18 protein-coding genes, 1 tRNA gene and 1 pseudogene are annotated in these 23649 nt (G+C 69.5%); 8 read left to right on the forward strand and 12 right to left on the reverse strand.

Annotated features, from left to right (window positions below; genetic code table 11):
* Positions 1-7: 7 nt before the first annotated feature.
* The 4 genes from AB0I42_RS28225 to AB0I42_RS28240 all read right to left on the reverse strand — a co-directional run bounded on the left by AB0I42_RS28225 (position 8) and on the right by AB0I42_RS28240 (position 6906).
* Positions 8-2677 carry a fibronectin type III domain-containing protein gene (locus AB0I42_RS28225; protein WP_357541829.1) on the reverse strand — a complete coding sequence of 890 codons (2670 nt, stop codon included), beginning with the start codon at positions 2675-2677 and terminating at the stop codon, positions 8-10.
* 170 nt (positions 2678-2847) lie between these two features.
* Positions 2848-4059 (reverse strand): tetratricopeptide repeat protein, encoded by a 1212-nt coding sequence (locus tag AB0I42_RS28230; protein WP_357541831.1) that lies wholly within the window; start codon positions 4057-4059, stop codon positions 2848-2850.
* Between the two features lie 117 nt (positions 4060-4176).
* Entirely contained in the window at positions 4177-6267 is a 2091-nt protein-coding gene (locus AB0I42_RS28235) for a cellulase family glycosylhydrolase (RefSeq protein WP_357541833.1), read from the reverse strand.
* 234 nt (positions 6268-6501) lie between these two features.
* Complete coding sequence (locus tag AB0I42_RS28240; protein ID WP_357541835.1) at positions 6502-6906, reverse strand: RidA family protein; 405 nt, start codon at positions 6904-6906, stop codon at positions 6502-6504.
* A 190-nt stretch (positions 6907-7096) separates the two neighbouring features.
* Between AB0I42_RS28240 and AB0I42_RS28245 the strand changes: the two genes are divergently transcribed.
* Positions 7097-7180 (forward strand) — tRNA-Leu (locus AB0I42_RS28245).
* A gap of 326 nt (positions 7181-7506) precedes the next feature.
* Here the strand turns inward: AB0I42_RS28245 and AB0I42_RS28250 are convergent.
* From AB0I42_RS28250 to AB0I42_RS28260, 3 genes are all read right to left on the reverse strand, one after another.
* Positions 7507-9192, reverse strand: a complete 1686-nt coding sequence (locus AB0I42_RS28250; RefSeq protein ID WP_357541837.1) for an IPT/TIG domain-containing protein — start codon at positions 9190-9192, stop codon at positions 7507-7509.
* A gap of 271 nt (positions 9193-9463) precedes the next feature.
* Positions 9464-10090, reverse strand: a complete 627-nt coding sequence (locus tag AB0I42_RS28255) for a transposase (protein WP_357541887.1) — start codon at positions 10088-10090, stop codon at positions 9464-9466.
* A gap of 742 nt (positions 10091-10832) precedes the next feature.
* Entirely contained in the window at positions 10833-11369 is a 537-nt protein-coding gene (locus tag AB0I42_RS28260; protein WP_357541839.1) for an alpha/beta hydrolase, read from the reverse strand.
* Between the two features lie 62 nt (positions 11370-11431).
* Here AB0I42_RS28260 and AB0I42_RS28265 point away from each other — a divergent pair.
* The 3 genes and pseudogenes from AB0I42_RS28265 to AB0I42_RS28275 all read left to right on the forward strand — a co-directional run.
* Positions 11432-12294: pseudogene (locus AB0I42_RS28265) on the forward strand (peroxidase family protein); the annotation flags it as partial.
* Between the two features lie 168 nt (positions 12295-12462).
* Complete coding sequence (locus AB0I42_RS28270; protein ID WP_357541841.1) at positions 12463-13254, forward strand: hypothetical protein; 792 nt, start codon at positions 12463-12465, stop codon at positions 13252-13254.
* A 200-nt stretch (positions 13255-13454) separates the two neighbouring features.
* Positions 13455-14666, forward strand: a complete 1212-nt coding sequence (locus tag AB0I42_RS28275; protein ID WP_357541843.1) for a phospholipase — start codon at positions 13455-13457, stop codon at positions 14664-14666.
* Between the two features lie 71 nt (positions 14667-14737).
* Here the strand turns inward: AB0I42_RS28275 and AB0I42_RS28280 are convergent, their stop codons facing one another.
* Both AB0I42_RS28280 and AB0I42_RS28285 read right to left on the reverse strand, forming a co-directional pair.
* Positions 14738-14938: a hypothetical protein gene (locus tag AB0I42_RS28280; protein ID WP_357541844.1), complete on the reverse strand. Its 201-nt coding sequence runs from the start codon at positions 14936-14938 to the stop codon at positions 14738-14740.
* Between the two features lie 318 nt (positions 14939-15256).
* Entirely contained in the window at positions 15257-15877 is a 621-nt protein-coding gene (locus tag AB0I42_RS28285; RefSeq protein WP_357541845.1) for a carboxymuconolactone decarboxylase family protein, read from the reverse strand.
* Between AB0I42_RS28285 and AB0I42_RS28290 the strand changes: the two genes are divergently transcribed.
* A complete protein-coding gene (locus AB0I42_RS28290) occupies positions 15876-16106 on the forward strand; it encodes a gas vesicle protein K (protein WP_357541846.1) in 231 nt (76 codons plus the stop codon). The genes AB0I42_RS28285 and AB0I42_RS28290 overlap by 2 nt on opposite strands.
* Here the strand turns inward: AB0I42_RS28290 and AB0I42_RS28295 are convergent.
* The 3 genes from AB0I42_RS28295 to AB0I42_RS28305 are packed head-to-tail and all read right to left on the reverse strand — an operon-like array spanning position 16069 to position 19251.
* The gene (locus tag AB0I42_RS28295) at positions 16069-16956 is read right to left on the reverse strand and encodes a carbohydrate ABC transporter permease (protein WP_357541847.1); all 888 of its coding nucleotides are present in this window, start codon (positions 16954-16956) and stop codon (positions 16069-16071) included. The genes AB0I42_RS28290 and AB0I42_RS28295 overlap by 38 nt on opposite strands.
* A gap of 46 nt (positions 16957-17002) precedes the next feature.
* On the reverse strand, positions 17003-17923 hold the full coding sequence (locus tag AB0I42_RS28300) for a sugar ABC transporter permease (RefSeq protein WP_357541848.1): 921 nt from the start codon (positions 17921-17923) through the stop codon (positions 17003-17005).
* On the reverse strand, positions 17923-19251 hold the full coding sequence (locus AB0I42_RS28305) for an extracellular solute-binding protein (RefSeq protein WP_357541850.1): 1329 nt from the start codon (positions 19249-19251) through the stop codon (positions 17923-17925). Before AB0I42_RS28305 ends, AB0I42_RS28300 begins: the two co-directional genes overlap by 1 nt.
* Before the next feature lie 293 nt (positions 19252-19544).
* Between AB0I42_RS28305 and AB0I42_RS28310 the strand changes: the two genes are divergently transcribed.
* Genes AB0I42_RS28310 through AB0I42_RS28320 form a run of 3 tightly spaced genes read left to right on the forward strand, consistent with a single transcriptional unit; the run spans position 19545 to position 23646 of the window.
* Positions 19545-20348: an IclR family transcriptional regulator gene (locus AB0I42_RS28310; protein ID WP_357541852.1), complete on the forward strand. Its 804-nt coding sequence runs from the start codon at positions 19545-19547 to the stop codon at positions 20346-20348.
* Between the two features lie 48 nt (positions 20349-20396).
* Positions 20397-22208, forward strand: coding sequence for a thiamine pyrophosphate-binding protein (locus AB0I42_RS28315; protein WP_357541854.1), 1812 nt, complete (start codon positions 20397-20399; stop codon positions 22206-22208).
* A gap of 52 nt (positions 22209-22260) precedes the next feature.
* A complete protein-coding gene (locus AB0I42_RS28320; protein ID WP_357541856.1) occupies positions 22261-23646 on the forward strand; it encodes an aspartate aminotransferase family protein in 1386 nt (461 codons plus the stop codon).
* The last annotated feature ends 3 nt before the right edge of the window (positions 23647-23649 follow it).

The following is a 23649-nucleotide window of genomic DNA, read 5'->3' on the forward strand; positions in this document are numbered from 1 at the left end:
GGGCGGTTCAGCAGTTGGGGAGGACGTTGACGTCGTCGCCGCCGTCGAGGTTGATCCAGACCCAGGGGATGTAGTTGCGGCCCTGGTAGTCGACCTGGATCCACCAGGTGCTGCGCTTGTTGTCGTTGTAGATGTAGGCGTAGACCTCCTCGCCGCGCACCTTGCAGTAGGTGGCGAGCCGGGTGCCGGGCCGGGCCCAGCCGGCCTGCCGGTCGTTGTCCTGCCTCGGCACCTCGAAGACCTCGTTGCCGTTGCGGCCGGCATGGTCGCGGTCGCAGTAGGTCGCTTCCTCGCCGGAGTCGCCGTTGCGGCAGGTCGCCGTCCCGTACAGGATCTCGGTGGCCCGGCTGCCGGTGGCGGTGCCCTCGCCGGCGGCGTTCTCGGCGGTGACGGTGAACCGGTGGGTCGTCCCCGGCCGCACCCCGCGTACGGTCAGCGACGTGCAGCCGCCGGTCGCGGTGGTCGCCCCGGCGATCGCCAGCGAGCAGGTCGCCTGGCCGCCACCGGCGTCGGTGGTGAACGTGACGGTCACGCTGGTCGCGGTCGCCGAGCTGCCGGTGACGGTGACCCGCGGCGGCGCGACGGTGCGGGCGGTGTCGGTGGCCTCGGGGCCCTCGCCGGCGGCGTTGACCGCCCGGACCCGGACCGTGACGTTCTGGCCGTCGCCGAGCCCCTCGACGCGGGCCCGGGTGTCGGTGACCTCGGTGCGCCGGCCGCCGGCCTCGACGACGTAATGGCTGATCGGGCGGCCGTTGGCGGCCGGGGCCGCCCAGACGACCTGCACGGTTCCGGGCCGGTCGGCGACGGTGGAGGCGGCCAGCGCCCCCGGCCGCCCCGGCGCCGTGTACGGCACCACGGTGTTGCTGACCGGCGATGCCGCCGAGGCGGCACCGTTGGCGCTGACGGCCGAGACGGTGAACGCGTACTGGGTGCCGTATTCGAGTTCGCCGGCCGGGATGACGAGTTCGGTGTTGCGGGAGTCGCCGGCGGGCGCGGTCGCGCCGGCGGACACGGCGGTCACGGTGTAGCGGGCGATCCGGTGGCCCTGGCCGTCCGACGCCGGCCAGCGCACCAGCACGGTCCCGTCGGCGCGTTCCTCGGCGGTGACCTCCGTCGGCGCGACCGGCACCTCGGAGGTCGGCACGACCGGGTTGCTGGTGCGGGCCGGGCCGGGACCCTTGGCGTTGACGGCGTGGACCGAGAACCGGTATGTCTCGCCGTTGGTCAGCCCGGTGACCTCGAACGAGCGCTGGTTGGCGCCGACCTCGAAGGTGCGGCCGTCGCCCTCGACGACGTAGCGGGTGATGGTGGAGCCGTTGGCGGCCGCCGCCCGCCAGGTGATCCGGGCGCGGGCGTCGCCGGCCGTCGCGGTGACGGTGCGCGGCGCGCTCGGCTTGTCGACCACCGGCTTCGGCGGCGGCGGAGGGGCCGGCGGGTCCGGTGGCGGGTCGCCGCCCAGGATGTCGTTGGCGTACTTGTCGACGACCCGCACCTCGTGCTTGTCGTCCACGACCCGGGCGGTCGAGGAGTTCGGTGCGTTGATGAACAGCCGGCCCTCGCGCACCTCCAGTTCGAGCGGGCCGCCGGCCCCCTTGACCTCGATCCGGTCGACGAGTTGGCCGGCGAGGTCGAAGGAGTAGACGGTGCCGGTGTCCTCGTCGGCGCAGTAGAACCGGTCGGCGAACGACACCGCCGGCCGCAGCCGCATACCGCTGCCGGGGACCGCGAACTGGCGTACGCCGCTGTCGTCCACGACGTAGATCTGCCGTTCCTCGGCGACGGTGACCGGCACCCGGTCGCCGCTGGTGTGGGTGGGCAGCGCACCCGGTCCGCCGGTGGTCAGGGTGACGACCTTCTGGTCCTCGCCGCGCACGGTGGTCAGCGTGTTCGCCGTCCGGTTGAGGACGGCGACCCCGTCGTCGAGGGTGGAGATGGTCAGGTCGTGGCTGGGTTCGGCGACCGCGACGGTGCGGACCTGCTTGGGGCTGACCCCTTCGCCGGCGGCGCTCGCCGCGGTCGGCGCGGCCGACGGCAGCGGCGCCGCGGTCACCGCGGAGACGGTGCCCTCGCTGGGTATGGCGATCCACAGCCGGCCGTCGCCGTCGAACGCCCCGCCGGTGATGCCCGGCGGGTAGCGGACGGGTTCGCCGATGGGGACCAGGGTGCGCGGGTCGAGTTGCCGGACCAGGCCCTGGACGGCGTCGACGACGAACGCGGCGTCGCCGTGCAGGGCGACGCTGACGCCGAATCCGGCGGTCGTCGGCGTCGTCGCGGTGATCTGCAGGGTGGCCAGGTCGAGGGAGCTGACCTGGCCGGTGTCGAGGTCACGCAGCAGCAGGAACCGGTCGGTCTGGACGACCTGCATCGGGTGGCTGCGGGTCTGCGGCACCGCGACGCGGGTGTCGACCCGGCCGGTGACGCCGTTGACCCGGGCGGCCTCGCCGCGGGCGACGCTCCACAGCCAGGAACTGGCGTCGTAGCTGGCCACCGCGTTGTCGGCGGAGCCGAGACCGAGCACCGTCAGGCCCATCGCGGCGACGAGGGCCAGGACGGTGCCGACGGTGACGAGGCCGCCCCGGGGGCGGGACCAGCGGGGGAGGAGCCGGCTGAACCGTTTCCGGCCGTCGGGCGGCGGCGCCGTCGTGCTCCCGGTGTCGCCGCTGGCTGTGGTGACCACGTTCCTGCCTCCCCGTGTGCGGTCGATGTCTCCGCACTTTGCAGTGTGTGTTCCTCCCCGGACCGGGGGTCATCCTATGGGGTGCTCCGGCGGAGACGGAATGCCGCTTTGCCAGGCTGTGGACAACCACCCGCACGTGGCTGTGGACAACCGCCGGTGTGCGGGTCGGGTCAGTCCGGCGTGGAGCCGGACCGGTCGGTGCACACCTGACCGGAGGTGGCGTACCGCTCGGTCGAATAGACCGCGAGCACCGTGAAGCAGTAGTTCAGGCGTGGGTTGAGCCCGTTGACGGTGTGGCTGGTCTCGCCGGGGTTGATGGTGGCCATGGCACGTAGCTGCTGTCCGGCCCGGCCGCCGGCGACGATGAACGGGACCGTACCGGGGCTCGGGTCCTCCCAGGTCACGGTGATGGCGGTGCCGTCGTCGCGGACCCGTACCCCGGTCGGTGGTTCGCCGTCGACGACCGGCCCCGCGGTCGGTGCGGTCGGCGGCGGGGGAGGCGTCGGGTCGTCGCGCAGCACCATGACGGCGGTCACGGTCGCGGACACCGCGGCGACGACCGCGGCGGCCGCCGCGACGACGACCGGTGCCCGGCCGCGGCCGCCCGCCGGCCGTGCGGCCGGCGCCGGGGTCGCCGGTTGCGGTTCGAGCGGCGGGTACGGCGGCGGCAGCCGGCCCGCCGTCGGGTCCGGGTACGGGGTGTCCAGCGACTCGACCCCGGGTGGTACGGCCGGCACCGGTGGTGGCGTGCCGGGCTGTCCGGGGGGCGTCGCGGGCCGGGTCGGGGCGGCCGGTGGCACCTGCGCACGACCGGCGGGGCGTGCCGCGGCTTGGGGCGGGAGATTGGGTGGCGTGGGTGCCGGTGGTGGGGGTGGCGTGGGTGCCGGTGGGTGCGCCGGGGGCGCCGGAGTGGGTGCGGCCGGCGTGGCCGGCGGCTCGCCCTGTGGTGGCGGTGCGTCGTCGCCCAGGTAAGCGCGGGCGGCGCTCACCGCCCAGTGGTCGGCGCCCAGCGTGGCCGGCCCGAACCGGGCGACCCGGCCGAAGTTGCGGCTGGCCTCGTGCCGGTTGCCGAGTTCCTCGGCGACCGTGCCGAGGTCGAACGACAGGCCGAGCATCAGCGCGTCGGTGTGGCCGTGGCGGCGCTCGCCGGCGGCGATGGCCTCCTCGAGCACCCGCCGGGCGCCGGCCGGGTCACCGGCCTCGCGGTGCAGGCGGCCGAGCTGGTGGGCCAGACCGAGGATCTCGGGGTGGTCCTCGCCGTACGCCGGCCGGGCCGCGACCAGGGCCTCGGCCAGCAGCCCGCGCGCCGAGTCCAGGTCGCCGGCGGCGCGGAACGCCTGCACGTCACGCCGGACGGCGTCGAAGGGCGAGGGCGATGACACGCCCGTCATGCTCCCCCGTCACCCGGCCGTGGTGTCAACGGGGGTCCCCGCATCCGGCGGGTGGACAGGCGGCGGCCCCGTTCCCGGGTCGTCCGGTGAACGGGGCCGCCGCGGTGGTCAGTTGGTGGTGCCGGTGACGTTGCCTCCGGACCTGGTGACGTAGTAGGTGACGATCTCGCCGCTCCAGAAGTGGAACCGCAGGGTGACCCGGGAGTTGTCGTTGACCTCGGCGAAGAACTCCGGCTTGAGCACGATGTTGTTCGCGGTGTAGTTCGGCGCGAAGGTGTGGTCGAACTCCTTGAACGGCGTCCAGTTGTGCGGGCCGGCGTTGCTGCCGTCGGCGTACGTCGCCTCCATGGTGGCCAGCTGGTCGCCGCGGAACGTGGTCGGGATCGTGAACGCGCCGGTCGTCCCGGTGGCGTTCTGGAGCACCGGCCGGTCGTAGGTGACGAGGTTGATCCGCCACGGGACGCCCTGGGAGAAGCGGGCCGACAGCACCGCGTTGGTTCCGTACGCCCGGTTGCCGCTCAGTCGGGTCAGGGCGGCGGCGGTCAGCGTCAGCTGGTCGCCGCTGACGGTGTAGTCGGTGCCGCGTACCAGGTCGGTGCTGCCGTGCCGCAGCCCGACGAACGACGTGCCGTTGAGGTTCAGGGTGAGGGACTTGGCGGTGACGGCGCTGGCGCGGGCGCTGAAGACCTGGTCGCTGGAGGCGGTGCCGGACCGGGTTGTCCAGCTCGACTTGATCTGGGCGAACAGTTCGGCGTCGTTCCACTGGTGGGTGTTGCGGTTGAAGTGCTGGCCGTTGTCCCACCACATCGTGGTGATCTGCCTGGCCCGGGCGTAGTGGCCGAGGAACTCGAAGAACTTCAGCTTCTCGCCCTGCTGGATGGTGCCGGTGTGCCGGTCGAAGCCGAGCAGGCCGTACTCGCCGAGGATGACCGGGATGCCGCGGGCGGTGAACGCGGTGTGGATGCGGTCGAAGGCGTCGGTCAGGTCCTTCTGCACGGTGGCGTCGAAGCGGGTGCCGCCGGCGACGTTCACGCTGAACGGCCAGTAGCCGTAGAAGTGGTAGGTCGCGATCAGGTTGGGGTCGTCGAGGGCGTCGAACGTGGCGACGAGTTCGTCGATCCGGGGCTGGTCGGACGAGGTGTGCAGGGTCGGCAGGACCAGCAGGCGGGAGGCGTTGTTGCCGCCGGACTGCCGCACGATCCGGTGGAACGACGTGTTCAGCTCGTGCAACAGGGTGGCGTTCTGGGCGTCACCGGAGCTGCCGGTGAACTGGGGTTCGTTGACGCTCTCGAAGACGAGCTTCGGTGAGGAGTTGCGGAAGGTGCTCGCCACCTGGGTCCAGATCGCGTTGTAGCGGGCCAGCACCGTGGTGCGGTTGCTGGGCATGTTCGCGATCCACTGCCACGAGTCGTGATGGATGTTGATCATCACGTAGAAGTCGTCGGCGAGGGCCCAGTCCACGACCTCCTTCACCCGGTTGAGGTAGGTCGAGTTGATCGTGTAGTTGGGCGCCGCCCCGTGGTGCTGGCCCCAGGTGACCGGGATCCGGATGCTCTTGAAGCCCTGGGCCTTGATGTTGTCGAGCAGTTGCGCGGTCACCCGCGGGTTGCCCCAGGAGGTTTCGCCGTCGCCGGTGGCGTCGAACGAGTTGCCGAGGTTCCAGCCGGGCTGCATCGCGGCGACGGCGGCGGCCGGGTCGGTCGGGTTGCCGGTCGGCGGCGGCGAGGTCGGCGGCTGGGTGGTCGGTGGGGTGGTGGGGCCGACGCTGCCGGTGCAGGTGACGCCGTTGAGCGCGAACGACGACGGGGCGGTGTTGGCGCCGGTCGAGGAGCCGTTGAAGCCGAACGACACGGTCACGTTGGTGGCCAGGGCGCCGTTGTAGCTGACGTTGGTGGCGGTGACGTTGGCGCCCGACGAGGTGACGTTGGCGTTCCAGGCCTGGGTGACCTGCTGCCCGGACGGGAACGTCCAGGTCAGGCTCCAGCCGTTGAGCGGGTCGCCGAGGTTGGTGATGGCGACGTTGGCGGTGAAGCCGCCCGGCCACTGGTTCGGGGCGGTGTAGACGACGCGGCAGCCGGCGGCGGCCTGGGCGCTGACGGCGAACGTCAGGCCGAGGGCCACCAGCAGGACCGACAGGCCGCTCGCGAGCAGGCCGTTCCGCCATCGGGTCCGTCTTGTCGTGCTGCGCAAACCGGTCATGGTGCTCCTCGCCAGGGGAAAGTGCGTGCCGTTTCGGGGGGACGGGTTACGGCGGGGCGCCGTGCTGACCGCGGAGGGCGCCCGGACTGACCAGGAGAATAAGTATGGAATCTAAACTTTGTCAATCGCTTGAACTCTATATGGGCAGGTCCGGTGAGGTGCGAACATAGAGGTGGCCGCGCAGGTCGTGCTCGCCCTGCGCGGCCATGTCCACCCCGGGGTGCCCCGGCGCCGTCAGCCGGGCAGCGACGCCGTCACGTCCAGCTCCACCAGTTGACCGGGGAACCCGAGCTGGGCCACCCCGACCAGCGTGCTCGCCGTGGTGAACGCCGGCGCCAGCGGCGACGCCAGCAACCGCCGCCACACCCCGGCCAGCACCGCGCCGTCGTCGCTGACCACGTAGATCACGGTGCGGACGACCCGGTCCGGGCCGGCCCCGACCGCGGCCAGTGCCGCCAGAGCGTTCGACACCACCTGGTCGACCTGCGCGTCGACGTCGCCGGCCCCGACCAGCGTGCCGTCCGGGCCGAGCGGGCACTGCCCGGCGAGGTACGCGGTACGGCCCGCCTCCACGACCGTCACGTGGTGGTAGCCGGGAGTGGCGTGCAGGGCTTCGGGGTTGATTCGGGTGATCGTCATCCGGGCAGTCTGCCGGCCGGCGGTCGCCGTCGCCCTCGAATTTGCTGCTCAGCCCTGATGCGGCGGGTGGTGGGCGGGGCGTTGTGCGATGCCCGTACGGCCCGTGTACAGTAATGCCCCGTGCCCCTGAAGGAGGCCGAAGCCGGACGAGAGATCGTCTGGTCGATCTCCGGTAGGGTGGAACGTGTAAGTCCGGGTGGCGGAATGGCAGACGCGCTAGCTTGAGGTGCTAGTGCCCGTATAGGGCGTGGGGGTTCAAGTCCCCCCTCGGACACGTACAGTTATCCCACAGTAATCAGCGTCAGGCGTAGCCTCGACGCTGATCTTGTTTTGCCCGGGGTTATAGGTGAGGGCGAGCCGTAGCTCGCGGTAGACGGTGCTTTTGTCCTCGCTGTGGGCGTCGCGCAGCGTGCAGGGTCTCGACGAGGTGGTGGTACTGCTCGTCGGACAGGTCGACGTACACGTGCGTAGGGCGCGTACTGGCGGGGACCTCGTCGGGGCTGATCTTGTGTGGTAACTCGATCAAAACCCCGACGGGGTCCTCCTATGTGGAGCCACGTCAACTCGGGCGAGTTGCGGACATAACTTCCGGCGACCTGGTTAGGGGCAGGTGACCAGGATGGTGGAGATGACGGTGCAGGTCGCGCTCGCGCTGTCGTTGCCGGGGTTGGGGTCAGCGGGGGTGGACGTGGTGCGTACGGCGGTGACCGTGACGTTGCCCAGGGAGAAGAGGCTCAGCGGGACGCGGAATGTCTTGTCGGTGCTGGCGCCGTTGGCGATGGGTCCGTAGGCGCAGGTCACCGTGTTCGTTGTGGTGGTGCATCCGGCGGACAGGTTGGTGGCGGTAGCGCCGGTCGGCAGGGTGGCGGTGAGGGTGGCGGAAGTGACCGTGCCGGGGCCGTTGTTGTGGGCGGTGAGGGTGTAGGTGAGGTAGGGAAGCAGGATGCCGAGGTGTGGCCGTGCGGTGAGGTTTACGTCGATGTCGGCGGGTGGGATGACGTAGGTGTACTGGGCCGCGCTGCTGGTGGCGCTGGTGCCGCCGGGGGTGGTGACCTGGACGTCCACGGTTCCTGCGGCGTGGGCGGGGGCGGTGGCGGTGCAGGTTGTCGCGGTGCAGGACACGGCGGTCGCGGGGGTGCCGCCGAAGGTGACCGCGGTGGCGCCGGTCAGGTCCGTGCCGGTGATCGTGACCACGGTCCCGCCGCTTGTCGGGCCGCTGGTGGGGGCCACGGCCGTGACGGCGGGGGCGGGGATGGTGTGCAGGGTGAGATTGCGGGCGCCGGTCACGCCGGTTGCGGCGGTGGTGACGGCGTTGGTGGCGGTGTCGATGGCGTAGATGATGCCGGGCGCGGAACCGCTCGGGTTGACCTGGTTGACGACGTAGGCGGTGGTTCCCGTGGAGTTGACCTGGACGTCGGAGGGGCTGCCGAGGGAGCCGACGAACGTGGTGACGGTGCCGGTGGCGGTGTCGATGACGGACACGCCGCCCGCGACGGCGGAGGTCGCGTACAGCGTGGCGCCGTTGGGGGTGATCGCCAGGCTGATGCTGGTTGGCACGGTGATGGAGGCGGTGACCGTGTTGGTGGCGCTGTCGATCTTGGCTATGGTTCCGCCGCCTCCGGTCGCTACGTAGACCGCGCTGCCCGCGGGGTCGGTGACCACGCCGAACGGGGCGCTGGGCATCGGCACGGTGGCGGTGACGGTGGCGGTGGCGATGTCGACCACGGTGAGGGCGTGGGGGTTGAACGCGGTGACGTAGGCGGTGGTCCCTGCCGGGTTCAGGGCGATGGCCTGGAGGTTGCCGGCCACCGGGACGGTGGCGGTCACCGTGTTGGTGGTGGTGTCGATGAATGTGACGTTGTGGCCGGACTGGTTGGCGACGTAGGCGGCAGTTCCGGCGGCGTTCAGCGTGATGCCGGTGGGGATGCCGCTGAGCGGGATTGTCGCGGTGACCGTCGCGGTGGCGGTGTCGATGACCGCGACGGCGTTCGAGAGGGCGGTAGTGGCGTACACGGTGGTGCCCGCCGCGTTGACCGCCACGTCCTGGACGAAGCCGCCGGCAGGGACGGAGGCCGTCACGGTGCCGGTGGTGGTGTCGACTACAGAGACGGCGCTACCGGCGAAGTTGGTCACATACGCCGTCGTCGCGCCGGGCGGGACGGCGGCGGCCGGAGCAGCCGCCAAGGTCACCAGGCCGGCCGCGACCAGTGTGCTGGCCGCGGCGAGAGCGGTCAGCCGCTGCCGCCACCGGGAACGGTCGGAGGCTGAACGGGTGAGCGATTCCATCGCGTTTCCCCTTCTTGACGGTTCCGCCTCCGGTGTGGCGGGGGCCGGACGCCCCCTCGTATCCGCGCCGGCACGGCCGTACCGGTCCGGCGGATCCCTGACGCGTCGGACGCGGTGGGCAGGCAGAAACTCCTACATCGACGTGGAGGGCCCTCCGGGTGCATTCTGGCACCCCCAACACGCTCCGCACATCCACTTGCATCAATCAGTGAGCGTCGGCCGCCGTTGTGTCACGTTTCGAGGCGTTGGATTCCCAGGGGCTTGCCGGTCCTCACCACGCCGATCCGGCGCCACCAGCCCCGGTTGCCCTGCCCAGCCCTGGTGCGGGTGGCCGGAACCCGGTGCTGCCTGGAGACCTTGACGTGAAGTGAGTCCGAACAGACGGATAGCGAAACGCGCCCAGCCGCCGTCGATGTCCGCTGCGCAGGTTCGGGCACTGGCGAACGGGGAAACCGCGCAATCTTGCGCGGGATGCACCCGTTCTACGCGAGTGCTTGTCTCCACTGGAGGCCGGGCCGCGCGTACGCGGGGCGGCCTGGTAGTACCCGAGGCGGTTCGGGTCAGCGCCGTCCTGTTTCGTCGCCCCTTTTGGCGCCTGGACGCTGATCGAGTCCATGACCGCCCGGGACCAGTGGATCTCGCTGACGATGCCGAGACGGTGCAGGAACTGCTGGTGCAGCCGTATCCACAGCCCGTCTTTGGTCCATGCGGTGAAGCGACGGTGCACGGTCGACCGGCTGACGCCGAACAGCACCGCGGGGAGTTTGGGCCAGGAGCAGCCGGCTTGGACCAGGTAGACGATCGCGGCCAGGACCGCCCGGTCGTCAGCCGGTAGGCCCCGGACTCGGCGGCCAACGCGATCATCCTGCGCAACACCGGCCGCTCGGCACTGAGCCAGGCTGCCGACTCGTCGGTGTCAATCTCCGGCACCCCGGCCTCGGCCTCGTGCGGTGACAGCGGCAGCGGCATGGGTTCCCGGAACCCGTCGAACCAGGTACTGGCCAGCACGGCGTGCCGCAGGTAGTGGTCGAACATCCGCAGCCGTGTCGCGTATTGCTCCGACGGGCTGTCGTGGGACTCGGCAAGTTCGGCGGCGAAGACACGGAGCAGGTCGTGCAGCGCGTACCGACCGGGTGCCGGCCCGGCGACCAGATTCGCCCGGACGAGCTTCTTCCAGGGCCGGTCGGACCTGCGGCACCGCGACGCCGGCCAGTCCCGCCGTGGCCGGGACCGAGATGTCCGGCCCCGGATGTAATCCGAGGAGCCGGAACAGCCGCGCCGCGCCCGGACCCAACGCCTGGTACGACCAGGAGAAGACGGCTCGGAGGTCGGCCCGGGGTTCCCCGGCGGCCAACCCGTCGAGACCGCCCCAGGTCGTGCGCAACTCGACGGCGATCCGGTCGAGTTCGGGCCCCGGCTTTTCCCGACGTTGTGGTGGAGTGCGTGTCGGCGGTTCGGGGTGCCCGGCGGGCGTCCAGGGCCCGGTCGTGCGGGTTGGGTGCACTGGTTGGTAGAGCGCTTTTGGCGCGGATGTTCCGGAAGCCTCGGCGGACGCGGGCGGGGGTGAGCCCAGCCGATCCCTCGACGTGCGGATCTGCCGAGTTCCGTGTAACCGATCAAGGTCCGGTGGCTTGCTGGCGTCAGCGGATAAGCCGGTCGAGCAGTTCGAACCGAGGGTACGGCTGGTTGTAGTCGCCGAAGTGTCCGTCGTCGCGCACGATCTGGGTGCCGCCGAGCCGCTCGAACATGGCGCGTCCCTGTCGGTCATCGCAGCCGTACGGATCCTTGCGAGAGTTGATGAAGTAGATGTCCCGGACGTGCGATCGGATCGCAGCCCAGTCGTAGTCCTGCTGGAGGACCGGCTCCTCCTCCGTGTTGGGTCGGGTGCAGTAGCCGGCGACCAGGATTGCCTGGGCGACGGTTACGTCCACATGCTCCAGAAGCGCGAGCAGGAGAGCCGCGCCGCCGGAATGACCCACGAGAACCGTGTCCTCGGTGAAACGGTGCCCGTTCAGCACCTTCGGCAGGAACGTAGCGATCGGCTCGACGTTGATACCCGGGTGATGCGGCACCTCGACGTCGTATCCCCGGGCCGCGAGCCGCCCTGCCAGCCAGGGGTACCAGCATACGCCCGGATTCGCGCCGGTCCCGTGGAAGATGATTGCTCTGCGCTCCACCGGGCCCCCTCTGGATCGGTCGACGTCCCGATCAAACCATGTGTCACGGCGTACCGACGCACGCCGCCCTCAAGGTCAAGGTCCTCGAGTCGGGTCTGTCCGTCTCCCAGGTGGTCGCCACGGCCTGGGCGTCGGCGGCCAGCTTCCGCGGCACCGACAAGCGCGGCGGCGCCAACGGGGCCCGTATCCGCCTCGCGCGGCAGAAGGACTGGGAGGTCAACAACCCGGCCGAGCTGGCCACCGTGCTGCAGACGCTCGAACGGGTCCAGCAGGACTTCAACGGCGCACAGACCGGCGGCAAGAAGGTGTCGCTCGCCGACCTGATCGTCCTGGGCAGGTGCGCGGCCGTCGAGCGGGCGGCCAAGGACGCCGGGCACGACATCACCGTCCCCGTTCGCGCCGGGTCGTACGGACGCCTCGCAGGAGCAGACCGACGGAGACCTTCGCCGTCCTCGAACCGAGGGCCGACGGGTTCCGCAACTACCTGCGCGCCGGCGAGAAGCTGTCGCCGGAGACCCTGATGCTGGACCGGGCGTACATGCTGAACCTGAGCGCGCCCGAGATGACGGTGCTGATCGGCGGCCTGCGGGCACTGAACATCAACGCCGGGCAGTCCCCGTACGGCGGCTTCACCGATCGCCCTGGGACGTTGACGAACGACTTCGTCGTGCATCTGCTCGACATGGGCACGGAGTGGAAGACGGCCCAGTCGTCGGAGAACGTGTTCGAGGGTCGGGACCGCGCCACGGGCGAGGTCAAGTGGACCGCCACCGCCACCGCCGTCGACCTCGTCTTCGGTTCGCACTCCCAGCTCCGCGCCAACGCGGAGGTCTACGCGACCTCCGACTCGAAGGAGAAGTTCGTCCGGGACTTCGTGGCCGCGTGGGACAAGGTCATGAACCTCGACCGGTTCGACCTCGCCTGATTGCGATGTCCGGGTCGGCCGTGCCTCGGCCGGCCCGGACGTCTCCGGTCGCGTCTTCACCGGCGCTGCAAGCGTTCTTCAAGCGTTCTTCCAACGGGCTCTCCTAGGCTTGCCGACGCAGCCGCCCGGCCGTTCCGGTGCGGGAAACAGCCCCTTGGAGAAGCTCTCGTGAAGACCACTCGGCGGACTCTCGCCGGTCTCGTCGTCGCGTCCCTGCTCGCAGTCGGCACCAGCGGCTGCATACGGGTCTGGAGCTGGGACGGCATAGAGGAGGCGGATGCCCCCATGCGCCAGGCTCTGCTCGACGCGACCAAGGTGCTCGACCAGGGCAACTTCGCCTTCACCATCACCGACGGCTCCCAGAACAGCGCGGGCGTGGTGGACCTGGCCAGCAATAGCGCCGCCGTCAAGACCCTGTTCGACGTCGACGGCGGCTCAGGCACGTTGGACCTCATCACCGTCGACGAGAACCTGTGGGTACGGATCGACTACGGAGACGAACTCAACAAGGCCGCGGGCATCGACGCGTGGAGTGACAAGTATCTTCTCGTCGACCAAACCCGCGTTCCGGATCTGCTGGATCCGCCTCGGGATTCCGACGATCCAGACCCGGCGTCAGCCGCCGCGCTCTTCCAGACAGCCGCCCGCATGTCGGAGATCGGATCCGGCGACTACCGCGGCTATGTCAACCTCCGCAAGGTGACCGATTCGATGCTGGTCGACGAGGAGATCCGCGAGGCACTCGGCGGGGCGACCACGTCCATCCCGTTCAGAGCCCGCATCGACGAAGAGGGCCGACTGGTCGAACTGACCATCTCGACCCCCGCCGCCGGAGAGTTCGAGGCGCGGTCCACCAAGATCGTGTACAACCAGTTCGGGTCGGCGATCCCACCGCGCCGGCCGACGGCCGCTCAGAGCATGCCGGCCCCCGAGACGGCCTACGAACTGCTGACCGACTGAGCGAGGCCACGGTCGGCGGAACCGGTCGCGAACCTCGCAGCACGTCGCGGCGCGGGGTCGTCGCGTATCTGCCGGTAAGCCCAGGTCACTGCCTGGACTTCTGGGCCCGGCTGGTCGTGTAGGTCCACACGGTCCTGGTCGCGTTTCGCCGTACCCAGCTGGCCGGACATCGCATCCAGTCGATGTCCAGTGTCCGTCCAGTGCCGACTGAAAGCCTGCCCGCAACAGCCAACACGGGCGGAGGGGAAATGGGATCGACACGTACCACCAGGAAGGTTCTTGCATTGGCTGCGGCGATTGCGCTTGGGATGCTCGGCGCGCTGGGAAACACCCTCCCGGCACACGCCGCGCCGACTGCGGACGCCCCGGTGCTCCCCGATCAGGCGGTCACCGCGGCGCCCGGTGTGACCGCACAGAAGCCGGACGCCGCCAAGCGACCCGGGGGTCCGCGATCGGCGGCCGAGCTTGCGAACGGCTCGGCGGTCACGCTGCGCCCGCCTGCCGCGGGCAAAGCACCGCGCATGGTTAGCGGCGCACAGCTGGAAAACGCGGGCTGCACGCCGTACATCAGCAGGACGACCAGTAAAGCCGGTCTCAACGTACGGATCGACTTCGTCACGGAGATCGTCTGCAACTTCTACCTCGCGGGCGCCGGGCAGGCACTTCTGATCGAGCGCACGTCCGGCTCGCCGTACAACGGGCAGGTCGTCGCGGCGGCGGCGCCGTTCTCGTTCGTCAACGGCTACTACGGCTACAGCGCCGCCACGGTGCTCATCGACGGGCGCGTCTACGACGGCGGCGCCCAGATCGAGATCGGATTCAACCTGGCGCTGCAGGCGTACAACGGCACCTGGGCCAACTGCCTCCCGCTGCCGATCGGGATGCGCTACCTGAGCGCCTGCTCCGGCCTCGGCACCAGCACCCTGTCGGTCGCGGTAGGGTCCGGCGAGATCTCCACCGGCCTCGCGCCCAACCGGCTGGCGGTGCTGGAGAGCCTCACCTCGGACAGCTCCGGCAGCTACGACTCGTGGAACATCGGGCGGTTCTACCGGGAAACCTACGCGGCGTACGAGTTCGACTGGTCCACCAACCACTGCACTTGGGCGCCGGAAAATCCACTCGGATTCACGTTCGAGTCGGCCTGCGACCGACATGACTTCGGATACCGCAACTACAAGGCCGCTCAGCGGTTCGAGGCGAACAAGGCCCGGCTCGACCTCGCCTTCTACAGCGACCTGCAGCGGGTGTGCGCCAACTACCCCGCCGCGGTACAGCCTGCCTGCTACGCCCTGGCGAGGGTCTACTACGAGGCGACACGGGAGTTCGGGTTGCTGAAGGTCACTCCCGAGCAGATCGACGACGCCGCCCGGCTCCTGCCGGACACCACGTTCGGCAAGGCCCCGGTGATCTGACCCGCCGATCGGCGGGTCTCCTCACGGCGGAGCCTACGGGCTTCGCCGTGAGGCACGTCCCGTCGCGGGTGCTACGACTCGGGGCACCCGCCCGCCCAGATGCCGTGCCGGTGGCGTTCGCCGTGCTGGCGGTGATCCTGCTTCTGGGACTCGTCGTGGAGACGGTCGTGCTGTTCCGCCCGGCCGGGAACGTGGTCGCCGCCCGGAGTGACGGCGGGCAGGATGACCGGATGTCCGCCGAAGCCGCGCACGCCGCAGAGGTCCTCGCTCACCTGTCCGACCCCGGGCGCCTGCGAGCGCTGGCCGAGCTCGCCCGCCGGGGACCGCCAGGGTGGCCGAGTAGGGCCGCAGTGGGCCGGGCGTGTGCTCCATCGGATACGAGACCCTGCCCGGCTCGTTCAGCGGCAGCAGCGCCGTGGGCGAGAACAGCGGAGCGATCACCGTCGCGGGACGCGAAGGGTTCATCACTACGTCGCCGCTGAGCCTGTCGTCGAGGCCACGCCGCGGTGCCTCCAGATGGGCGGCAAGAGACGAGCTGCCGACCGCCCCGGCCGTCTCCATCAACCCGTACAGGACCGCCCGACGATCCGTCAGCCCTCTGCGGTTTGGGCAGTCCAAGGGCCGGTCACGCGGGCCGGCACCCGGAACACCCTCAGCTGCAACGCCAGTAGGGCGTAGTACCCGACCAGTGTGGTTAGCTCGACCAGTCTGGCCTCGCCGATGGCCGCCACGGCGGTGGTGTACTCGTCGTCGGTCAGGTCACCCGTCCGGAGCATCGCACGGGTGGTTCGGAGGACGACGCGTTCGGTCGGGTCGGTGAGCGCGGCGGGGTCGCCGTGTATGGCTGCGGCGAGCTCGGTGTCGGTGAGGCCGGCGGCACGGCCGTCCCGAACGTGCACCTCCCACTCGAAGTCGCTGCGGTGGTGTGCGGCGACCGTGAGGATCGCCAGTTCCCGTGCCCGTGCTGACAGGCCCGTACGGTACCGAATCGCCGCACCAAGCGCTTGGAGCGGTTCGCCGACGGTGGGAGCGGTGACCATCGCGTTGAACGGGCCGAGCAGTGCGCCACGATCATCTACGAGTGCGGCCCGCCCTGCACCGCCGCGCGGGCCGCGTGTGATCGACGCGAAGGCGCGGCGCTGGTCGTCATCGAGGTCTTCCGGCGCCAGCATTGGTATCCGGGACATCGCTTCCTCCTCAGGCGGGCTCATGAAGCGGCAGGCGTTGTGTCGGGTCGATCCGGGCGACCTGGCCGAGGAACAGGTCGAGCGGAGCGGCGTGACGCTGATGGCGTTGGAGGAACAGATGGTCGAGTTGCGAGATCACTTCGGCCGTGCGCAGGAGACCTCAACCTCGTTCTCGGGCCGATGCCGGACCGGACCGGCGGCGCTTGGCGGCGGCGTCAGCCCTTCATGGCTCCGGACAGCAGCCCCTGGGTGAGCTGCCGCTGCAGGATGAACGCGAGGATCATCGGTGGGATGCAGGCGAGGACGGTGCTTGCGAACATCACGTCGTAATCGGCACGCATGTCGCTGTACGTGGCGGCGATCTGCGGCTGGACCGTCATCACCGTCGGGCTGGAGGACAGCACGAGGGGGAAGATGAACGAGTTCCAGCTGGTCAAGAAGGTGAAGATGGCCGCGGTGGCGACGCCGGGACGGGCCGCCGGCAGCATGACCTTGCGCAGTACCTGTGGTTTCGACGCGCCGTCCACCCGGGCCTGTTCGTCCAGTTCGATGTCGATCGTGTCGAGGTAGCTCTTCATGAGCCAGATGCTGAACGGCAGCGTCACCGCGAGTTCGGCGAGCACCAACCCGAGGAACGTGTCGTAGATTTCCAGGCGGCTGAACACCAGGAACAGCGGGATGATGATGGCGAACGTCGGTACCATCCGGGAGACGATGAGCCCGTTGAGGGCGGTCGACCAGAGTCGGCCCTTCGCGCGTGAGAAGCCGTAGGCCGCGCTGAACCCGAGCAGGACGTTGAGCAGGGTGACCGCGACGCAGACGATCATGCTGTTCTGTAGGCCGAGCGCGATCAGTTCGACGGTGGTCGTGCCGTTTCCCGGGGCGAAGAGCGCGACGATCAGGTCGAGGTAGTTGTCGAACGTGACGCTCTCCGGCAACCAGGCAGGCGGAGTCCGCGTCATTTCGCCCACCGGCGACAGGCTGCTGCGGATCAGCCACAGGAACGGGGCGATGGACCAGATGATGACCAGAACGGTCGCGGACGTCACCCAAGCCGTACGCCAGCGCCGGCGTGGCCGCCGCTGGGGCTCCGCCTTCGTCACTGTCTCCGTGGTACGGGTCAGGGTAGCCTGCATCGCCGCTTCCCGTTCAGACGGCGGGACGCCGAAGCGCCCGCATGTAGACGAGGGACACGGCCATGACGATCGCCGTGAGGAAGTAGAGGATCGCCGCGCCCTTCTCGGCCGCCCCGTAGGTGAACATCGTCGCGTAGCCCCACCAGGCGAGCACCGTCGTCTCGTATCCGGGGCCTCCGTTGGTGAGCATGTAGACGAGGCTGAACGCGAGGAAGCCCTCGAGCGAGGCGACCACGAACACGACAGCGAAGCTGCTGCGCAGCCACGGCAGCGTGATGTAGCGGAAGCGCTGGAACACGTTGGCCTGGTCGATCTGCGCCGCCTCGTACTGCTCCCGTGGAATCGCCTGCAGCCCGGACAGGAAGATCAGGGTCGCGTACGGTGCGATGCTCCAGATGAACGCCGCGCCCAACAGGACGAACGCGGTGGTGCCGTCGTTGAGCCACGCGCGGTACGCGTCGATGAGCCCGAGTTCGAACAGCAGACCGTTGAGGGCACCGTACGAGCCGTTGTAGATCCAGCCCCAGATGACGGCCACCGCCACCTGGGACATCGACCAGGGAATGAGCATGGCCGCTCGGCCGAAGCTCCGCAGCGGCGAGGGGAGGTTCAACAGCAACGCCATGCCCAGCCCGAGCACGATCGAGCCGACGATCGCGATGGCGGCGAACAGGAACGTGTTGCGCAGGGCGATGGGGAGGACCGGATCGCTGAAGACGGCGGCGTAGCTGCCCAGGCCGAAGGTGCTGCCGTCGTCGGTGGGCTCGGTGAGGCTCAACCACAGCGAGTGGATCAGCGGGTAGACGAGCACGCCCAGTACCACCGCGATGGCCGGGCCGATGAGCGCGACCTCGCCGAGGCGCTCGCGCCGCCGTGCCGCTCGTCGTGCCGCCGCGTGCGACGGCGGCACGACAGCGGCCGACTGAGTGGTCATCACCGGCCCTGTGCGAAGGACGCCGAGGCGGTCAGGGCGTCTTTGACGCTCACCTTGCCGAGTACGGCGTTCTGTAGCTCGGACGCCGTACGGTCGAGCCACTCGGTGAACCATCCCTGCTGCACGACCGGCCCGATCAGCCGTGACTTCGCCTTCTGCTCGGCCACCAGCGTGGGGTCGGTGAACGTGCTCCACTTGGCGATGACGTCGGCTTCCTCGAACACCGGCGCGTAGCCGGGCTCGACGCCGAGGTCGATGGCGCGGTACCGAGTCGGGATCAGGTACTTGTTCTCCTTGTCCAGGCTGCCGAGGAAGCCCGCGAGTTCGGGACCGTGCTCGACCTCGGCGCCGGACTTCGTGAGGCACACCCAGTTCGTGCCGGTCAGGCACTCGTGGGTCGTGCCCGGGTACATCATGAGCTTGATCTTCCCGGCGACCTTGGCGTACTTGGTGGTGTCGAGGTTGAGCACCGGGAGGACCTGCGAGAGGTTGTGCTGGAAGTACGCCGAGTTGCCGGCGGCGAAGATCTCTGCGGTGGCGTTGTGGTCGGCCGTCAGGACATCCGGAGGCACCAGCTCGGCCTCCCACAGCCGACGCCAGAACTCGATCGTCTCGATGACGGCCGGGTCGTCCTGGTAGCGCGGGGCCAGCGTGTCGGGGTCGAACCAGTCCTTCGCGCCGCGGGAGTAGCTGTCACCGATCGCGAAGTACGTGATGAGGCTGTAGGCCTTCGTCCACATGGGCACGAACGGGTACCGTGACCCGCCCTTGTTCTTGAGCGAGGTGAGCTGGGTGAAGAACGCCTCCCAGTCGTCAGCCGGGTCGAGGCCGCCGAGTACCGCCTCGTTGTAGACCATGACCTTCGTCAGGCCGTTGCCGGGAAGTGCGACCAGCTTGTTGTCGACCGTGGCCGACTGCAGCAGCGACGGGTACATGTCGTTCTTGACCTTCGACAGGTCCAGCTTGTCTTCGATGCTGACCAGCCAGCCCTCCTTGAGCCATTTTTGCGGGTAGCCCTCGTCGCAGGTGACGACCGTGTAGTCGGTTCCGCCACGCAGCCGCGTCTCGGTGGTCGGGTGGTAGTCCTTCGGCACGGCGGAGACGGTCACCGCGCTGCCGTACTGCTGCTTGAAGGTGTCGAGGTAGGGCGTGACCTGCTCGACGCCGAACGAAGGTGTGTTGTAGGTCAGCGTCGCGCCGGAGCCACCTCCGCCGGATCCGCGACCGCAGGCCGCCAGGGTTCCGGCAAGAAAAGCGGCGCCACCGGCACCGAGGAGTGTTCGGCGGGACAGGGCACGAGACAGGCCGATGCGAACTCCTGCGTCCATCTGCGTTGGTCCTTTCACGTCGCCAGCACGGGGTGGTGCTCGCCGTCGGCCGATGTGCCGTGTGGCACCACCAAGGTCGCGGAGCGTGGACGGGGCTACCAGACTGATGAGGTGCCGCTCTGGTAACGAGTGCCAAAGTAAATGGCTGATCGAACTTGCGTCAAGCACTGACATCTAGATCAATGCCTTGACGACCTGCGCAATCGTCTCTACTCTCCGTTTTGGTACCGAGTTCCAAAATAGTCGAGCGCCAGGCAGCGCCGGCACCATCCAGAACAGATTCAGGAGGCAGGGTGGCCACCCAGCAGGGAGCCGCGGCAGCAGCCCACACGACGGCCATGTCGCAGTCGATCCAGCGTGCGTTGGATGTGCTCGAAACACTCAGCACCGAGGCGCCGGAGGTCGGGCAGACACTGACCGAGCTGGCCGACCGGCTCGGGCTGCCGAAGTCGACGGTGGCCCGGGTCCTGTTCAACCTCGAGTCGCGTGGCTTCGTCGAGCAGGACGGTCTGCGCCGCTACCGGGTGGGCATGCGGCTGTTCTCGATCGGTGGCCAGGCGCTGGCCAACAGCCACCTGCGGGTGACCAGCCGGCCCTACCTCGAAGACCTGACCCTCCGCGTCGGCGAGTCGTCCTACCTGGGCGTTCTTGACATGCAGCAGGTGCTCTACGTCGACCGGATCGAGTCGCCGCAGCCGGTCAAGTTGCTCTCGCCGATCGGATCCCATCGTCCGGTCAACGCCACGGCGATGGGCAAGGCGCTGGTCGCGTGGATGGACGAGACCGACGTCCGGCGGCTGCTGAAGCGGACCGGCATGGCCTCCCGCACCCGGCACACCGTGACCGAGCTGGACGCCTTCGTCGAGGGGCTCGAGCGGATCCGTGCCGACGGCGTCGCCGTGGACGTGGGGGAGTGGGACGAAGGGCTGACGTGTGTGGCCGCGCCGGTGCGATCCAGCAACGGCGCCGTGGTGGGGGCGCTCGGGATCAGCGGACCGAGCTGGCGTCTCTCCGGCGAGCAGCTCAAGGACGCGACGCGCCTGTTGGCGAAGGCGGTCGCCGACCTCGGCACCGAGCTGGCGCCCACGGTCCGCTGACCGCCGCCGGGCCACGACGACGAGCAGAAACGATGATAGGAGGCTTGGGTGGTTGAGGCAGTGCGGGAGCGCGACGAACTCGTCGAGGCTACGACGGAAAGCGGCGTCCGGGCGCAGGTCCGGTCAGGCGCGCAGGCCATCGTGGCGACCCTCGAGGCGTACGGCGTGCGATACGTCTTCGGAATGTGTGGCCACACCAACCTTGCGATGCTGGGCGCGATCGAGCAATCGTCGTTGACCTTCATCGGAGTTCGCCACGAGCAGGTCGCCGCACATGCGGCGGACGGATACTTCCGGGCCACCGGTCAGCTCGCCGCCGTGCTCACCACGATCGGACCTGGCCTGACCAACGCCCTCACCGGCATCGGTGACGCGGCACTCGACGGCGCCGGCATGATCGTGATCGCCGGCGACGTGCCGTCGTATCTCGCCGGCCGGGGCGGCTTCCAGGAGCTCGACCTGCACGGCGAGGCCCAGCAGGTCGAGATGGTGCGGCCACTGGTGAAGCGGGCCTGGAAGGTCGCCAGCCGCGAGGGCCTGGCCGACGTCGCCGGCCGGGCCTGCCAGATCGCCCTGGCCGACCAGCCCGGGCCGGTCCTGCTCGACGTGCCGATGGACCTCTTCTCCGCCACGTTCCGCGACGACATCCACGTCGCCGCGCGTCGGGTGCCGGCCGACCGGCGGACGTACGCTCCCGACGCTCAGGTCGCCCGTGCCGCCCAGATGCTGGTCGAGGCGGAACAGCCGGTCATCTACGCGGGCGGGGGAGCAGCCCGGTCGCGAGCCCGGGACTCGCTGCTCGCCCTGGCCGAGCACCTCGGCATCCCGGTCGTCACGACGATGGCCGGGCAGGGCGTGATCCCGCAGGACCACCAGCTCTGCGCCGGCTACACCGCGACGGTGGGCACGCCGCTTGGTCACGCCCTCGTCAACAGCGCCGATGTCGTCCTCGCACTGGGCACGCGGTTCGGCGAGATGGAGACCAGCTCGTACGACCCGGAGGTGTCGTTCCGCGTTCCGCCCACCCAGATCGTGCAGGTGGACGTCGACGCCAGCCAGATCGGACGCACGTACCCGGTGGCGCTCGGCGTCGTCGCCGACGTCGGCGCCTTCGTCGGCCAGTTGCTCGCCGAGATCCGTAAGGCCACGCCGCGCCGGGACTGGGAGAGCTCGGCGCGGTTCGCGGCGATCCAGGAAGGCATCCGCGCCTGGCGCGCAGACATCGAGCAGGGCCGGCACAGCGACGCCACGCCGATCACGGTCGAGCGGCTGCTCGGCGACATCCGTGAGGTGCTTCCGCGCGACGGCATCTTCCTCACCGACGTCGGCATCCGCCACCAGGTGGCGCAGCAGTTCGACGTCTACGACCCGCGCGACCACTACGTCGCCTCCGGCTGGGGCACGATGGGCGGCGCGGTCGCGGCGGCGCTGGGCGCCAAGGTCGGCGCGCCGGAGCGGGCGGTCGTGGCGGAGGTGGGCGACGGTGCGTTCACGTCGATCCTCAGCGCTGTCGTCACCGCCGTGGAGTACGACATCCCGGTCGTCTGGGTCGTGATGAACAACTTTGGATACAGCTCGATCTCGGTCTATCAGCACAAGCATGCCTTGGGCGCGCTGGGCACGACGTTCCGTACGCCGGACGGAAAGCCGTACAACCCCGACTTCGCCGCCCTGGCCCAGGCGTGCGGTGCGCTGGGCGCCGTCGTCACCGACCCCGCCGACCTCAGGTCGGCGCTGCGCACGGCGTTGGACTCGGGCCGGCCGTACGTGCTCGACGTGCACACCGAAAAGGCGCCACGGACCCGGGCGACCGGCAAGTGGGACGTCAACGACATCCTCTCCGGCAACCGGAACGCCTGACCGATCGGCACGTTTCGAACGCACCCGAGGTCGACGATCGTTTGGAGGACCGATGACCGCTGTCCAACCGACGCAGTTGCAGAACATCGACGTGAGCGAGCTTCCGCGGCTCGTGACCGAGGTACCCGGCCCGCGCTCCCGGGCGCTGGTCGACCGGGAACGCGTGCACAGTTCCCCAGGGCTGTCGGCGCTGTCGACCCTGTCCGGCGTGGCCGTCAACCAGGGGGTCGGCGCGCTTGTCGAAGATGTCGACGGCAACGTCTTCATCGACTTCAGCTCCGGCACCGTCGTCACGGTTACCGGGCACGCGCACCCCACGGTCGTACAGGCGATCAAAGCGGAGATCGAGAAGTTCATCCACATCTACGACTACACGTCGCAGTCCCGGGCGGACTTCCTGGACTACCTGGTGTCGGTGCTGCCGGAGGGCCTAAACAAGGTACAGATGTACACGTCCGGCGCGGAGACCGTGGAGGCCGGGCTGAGGCTCGCCCGATCGCACACGCGCCGCACCGAGTTCATCTCCCTCTACCGTGCCTTCCACGGCAAGACGCTGGGCGCGCTGTCGCTGATGGGCGGCGGCTACAAGAAGGGCTTCGGGCCGCTCGCCAGCGGCTTCTATCAGACGCCCAACGCTTACTGCTACCGCTGTCCGCTGATGCTGGAGCCGAAGACCTGTGGCGCCAAGTGTGCCGACTTCATCGAGAACGTCTTCGAGCAGGAGACGACCGGCAACGTCGCCGCCGTCGTGGCCGAAGCGATCCAGGGGGCCGGCGGTGCGATCGTGCCGCCGCCGGAGTACTTCACGAAGATCCAGGAATTCTGCCGCCGCAACGACATCCTGCTCTTCATCGACGAGGTGCTCACCTCGGCCGGGCGTACGGGCAAGATGTGGGCCTCGGAGCACTACGACATCGAGCCCGACATCATGACGATGGGCAAGGGCATCGGCTCCGGCTTCCCGCTGGGCGTGGTCGCCTCGTCGGAGCGGGTCATGTCGTCGCTGCCCTGGGCCCAGCACAACGGCGGCACGAGCACGTACGGCGGCAGCCCGGTCTCCGCCGCCGCCGGCCTTGCCACGTTGATCACCATCGTCAACGAGAACCTCATCGAGAACGCGGCCGTCGTCGGCGCCCACATCAAGGGCAGACTCGAGGAGATGCAGACCCGGCACCTGTCCATGGGGGACGTCCGGGGCAAGGGCATGCTGATGGCGGTCGAGTTCGTCACCGACCGCCAGACGAAGGAGCGGATCAGCCAGGAGGCCGCGGAGTACCTGTACCGGGAGCTCGTGACCAAGGGCATCCTCGTCGCCAGCGCCGCCCCGATCATGCGCATCACCCCACCGCTGGTGATGACCCAGGAGCTGGCCGACCGGGCGCTGGACATATTCGATGCGGCCGTTGGTCGCATGGAGAACCAGTACCGCATCGGGTGAGGG

This window comes from Polymorphospora sp. NPDC050346, assembly GCF_040655695.1.
GTDB classification, from domain to species: domain Bacteria; phylum Actinomycetota; class Actinomycetes; order Mycobacteriales; family Micromonosporaceae; genus Polymorphospora; species Polymorphospora lycopeni.

What these genes read in the sequence shown, in the direction of transcription:
- AB0I42_RS28285 (WP_357541845.1), bottom strand. Translation starts at nt 15,877, where the DNA reads ATGAGCCCGCCTGAGGAGGAAGCGATGTCCCGGATACCAATGCTGGCG.
- AB0I42_RS28320 (WP_357541856.1), top strand. Translation starts at nt 22,261, where the DNA reads ATGACCGCTGTCCAACCGACGCAGTTGCAGAACATCGACGTGAGCGAG.
- AB0I42_RS28290 (WP_357541846.1), top strand. Translation starts at nt 15,876, where the DNA reads ATGAAGCGGCAGGCGTTGTGTCGGGTCGATCCGGGCGACCTGGCCGAG.
- AB0I42_RS28250 (WP_357541837.1), bottom strand. Translation starts at nt 9,192, where the DNA reads ATGGAATCGCTCACCCGTTCAGCCTCCGACCGTTCCCGGTGGCGGCAG.
- AB0I42_RS28305 (WP_357541850.1), bottom strand. Translation starts at nt 19,251, where the DNA reads ATGGACGCAGGAGTTCGCATCGGCCTGTCTCGTGCCCTGTCCCGCCGA.
- AB0I42_RS28240 (WP_357541835.1), bottom strand. Translation starts at nt 6,906, where the DNA reads ATGACGATCACCCGAATCAACCCCGAAGCCCTGCACGCCACTCCCGGC.
- AB0I42_RS28235 (WP_357541833.1), bottom strand. Translation starts at nt 6,267, where the DNA reads ATGACCGGTTTGCGCAGCACGACAAGACGGACCCGATGGCGGAACGGC.
- AB0I42_RS28300 (WP_357541848.1), bottom strand. Translation starts at nt 17,923, where the DNA reads ATGACCACTCAGTCGGCCGCTGTCGTGCCGCCGTCGCACGCGGCGGCA.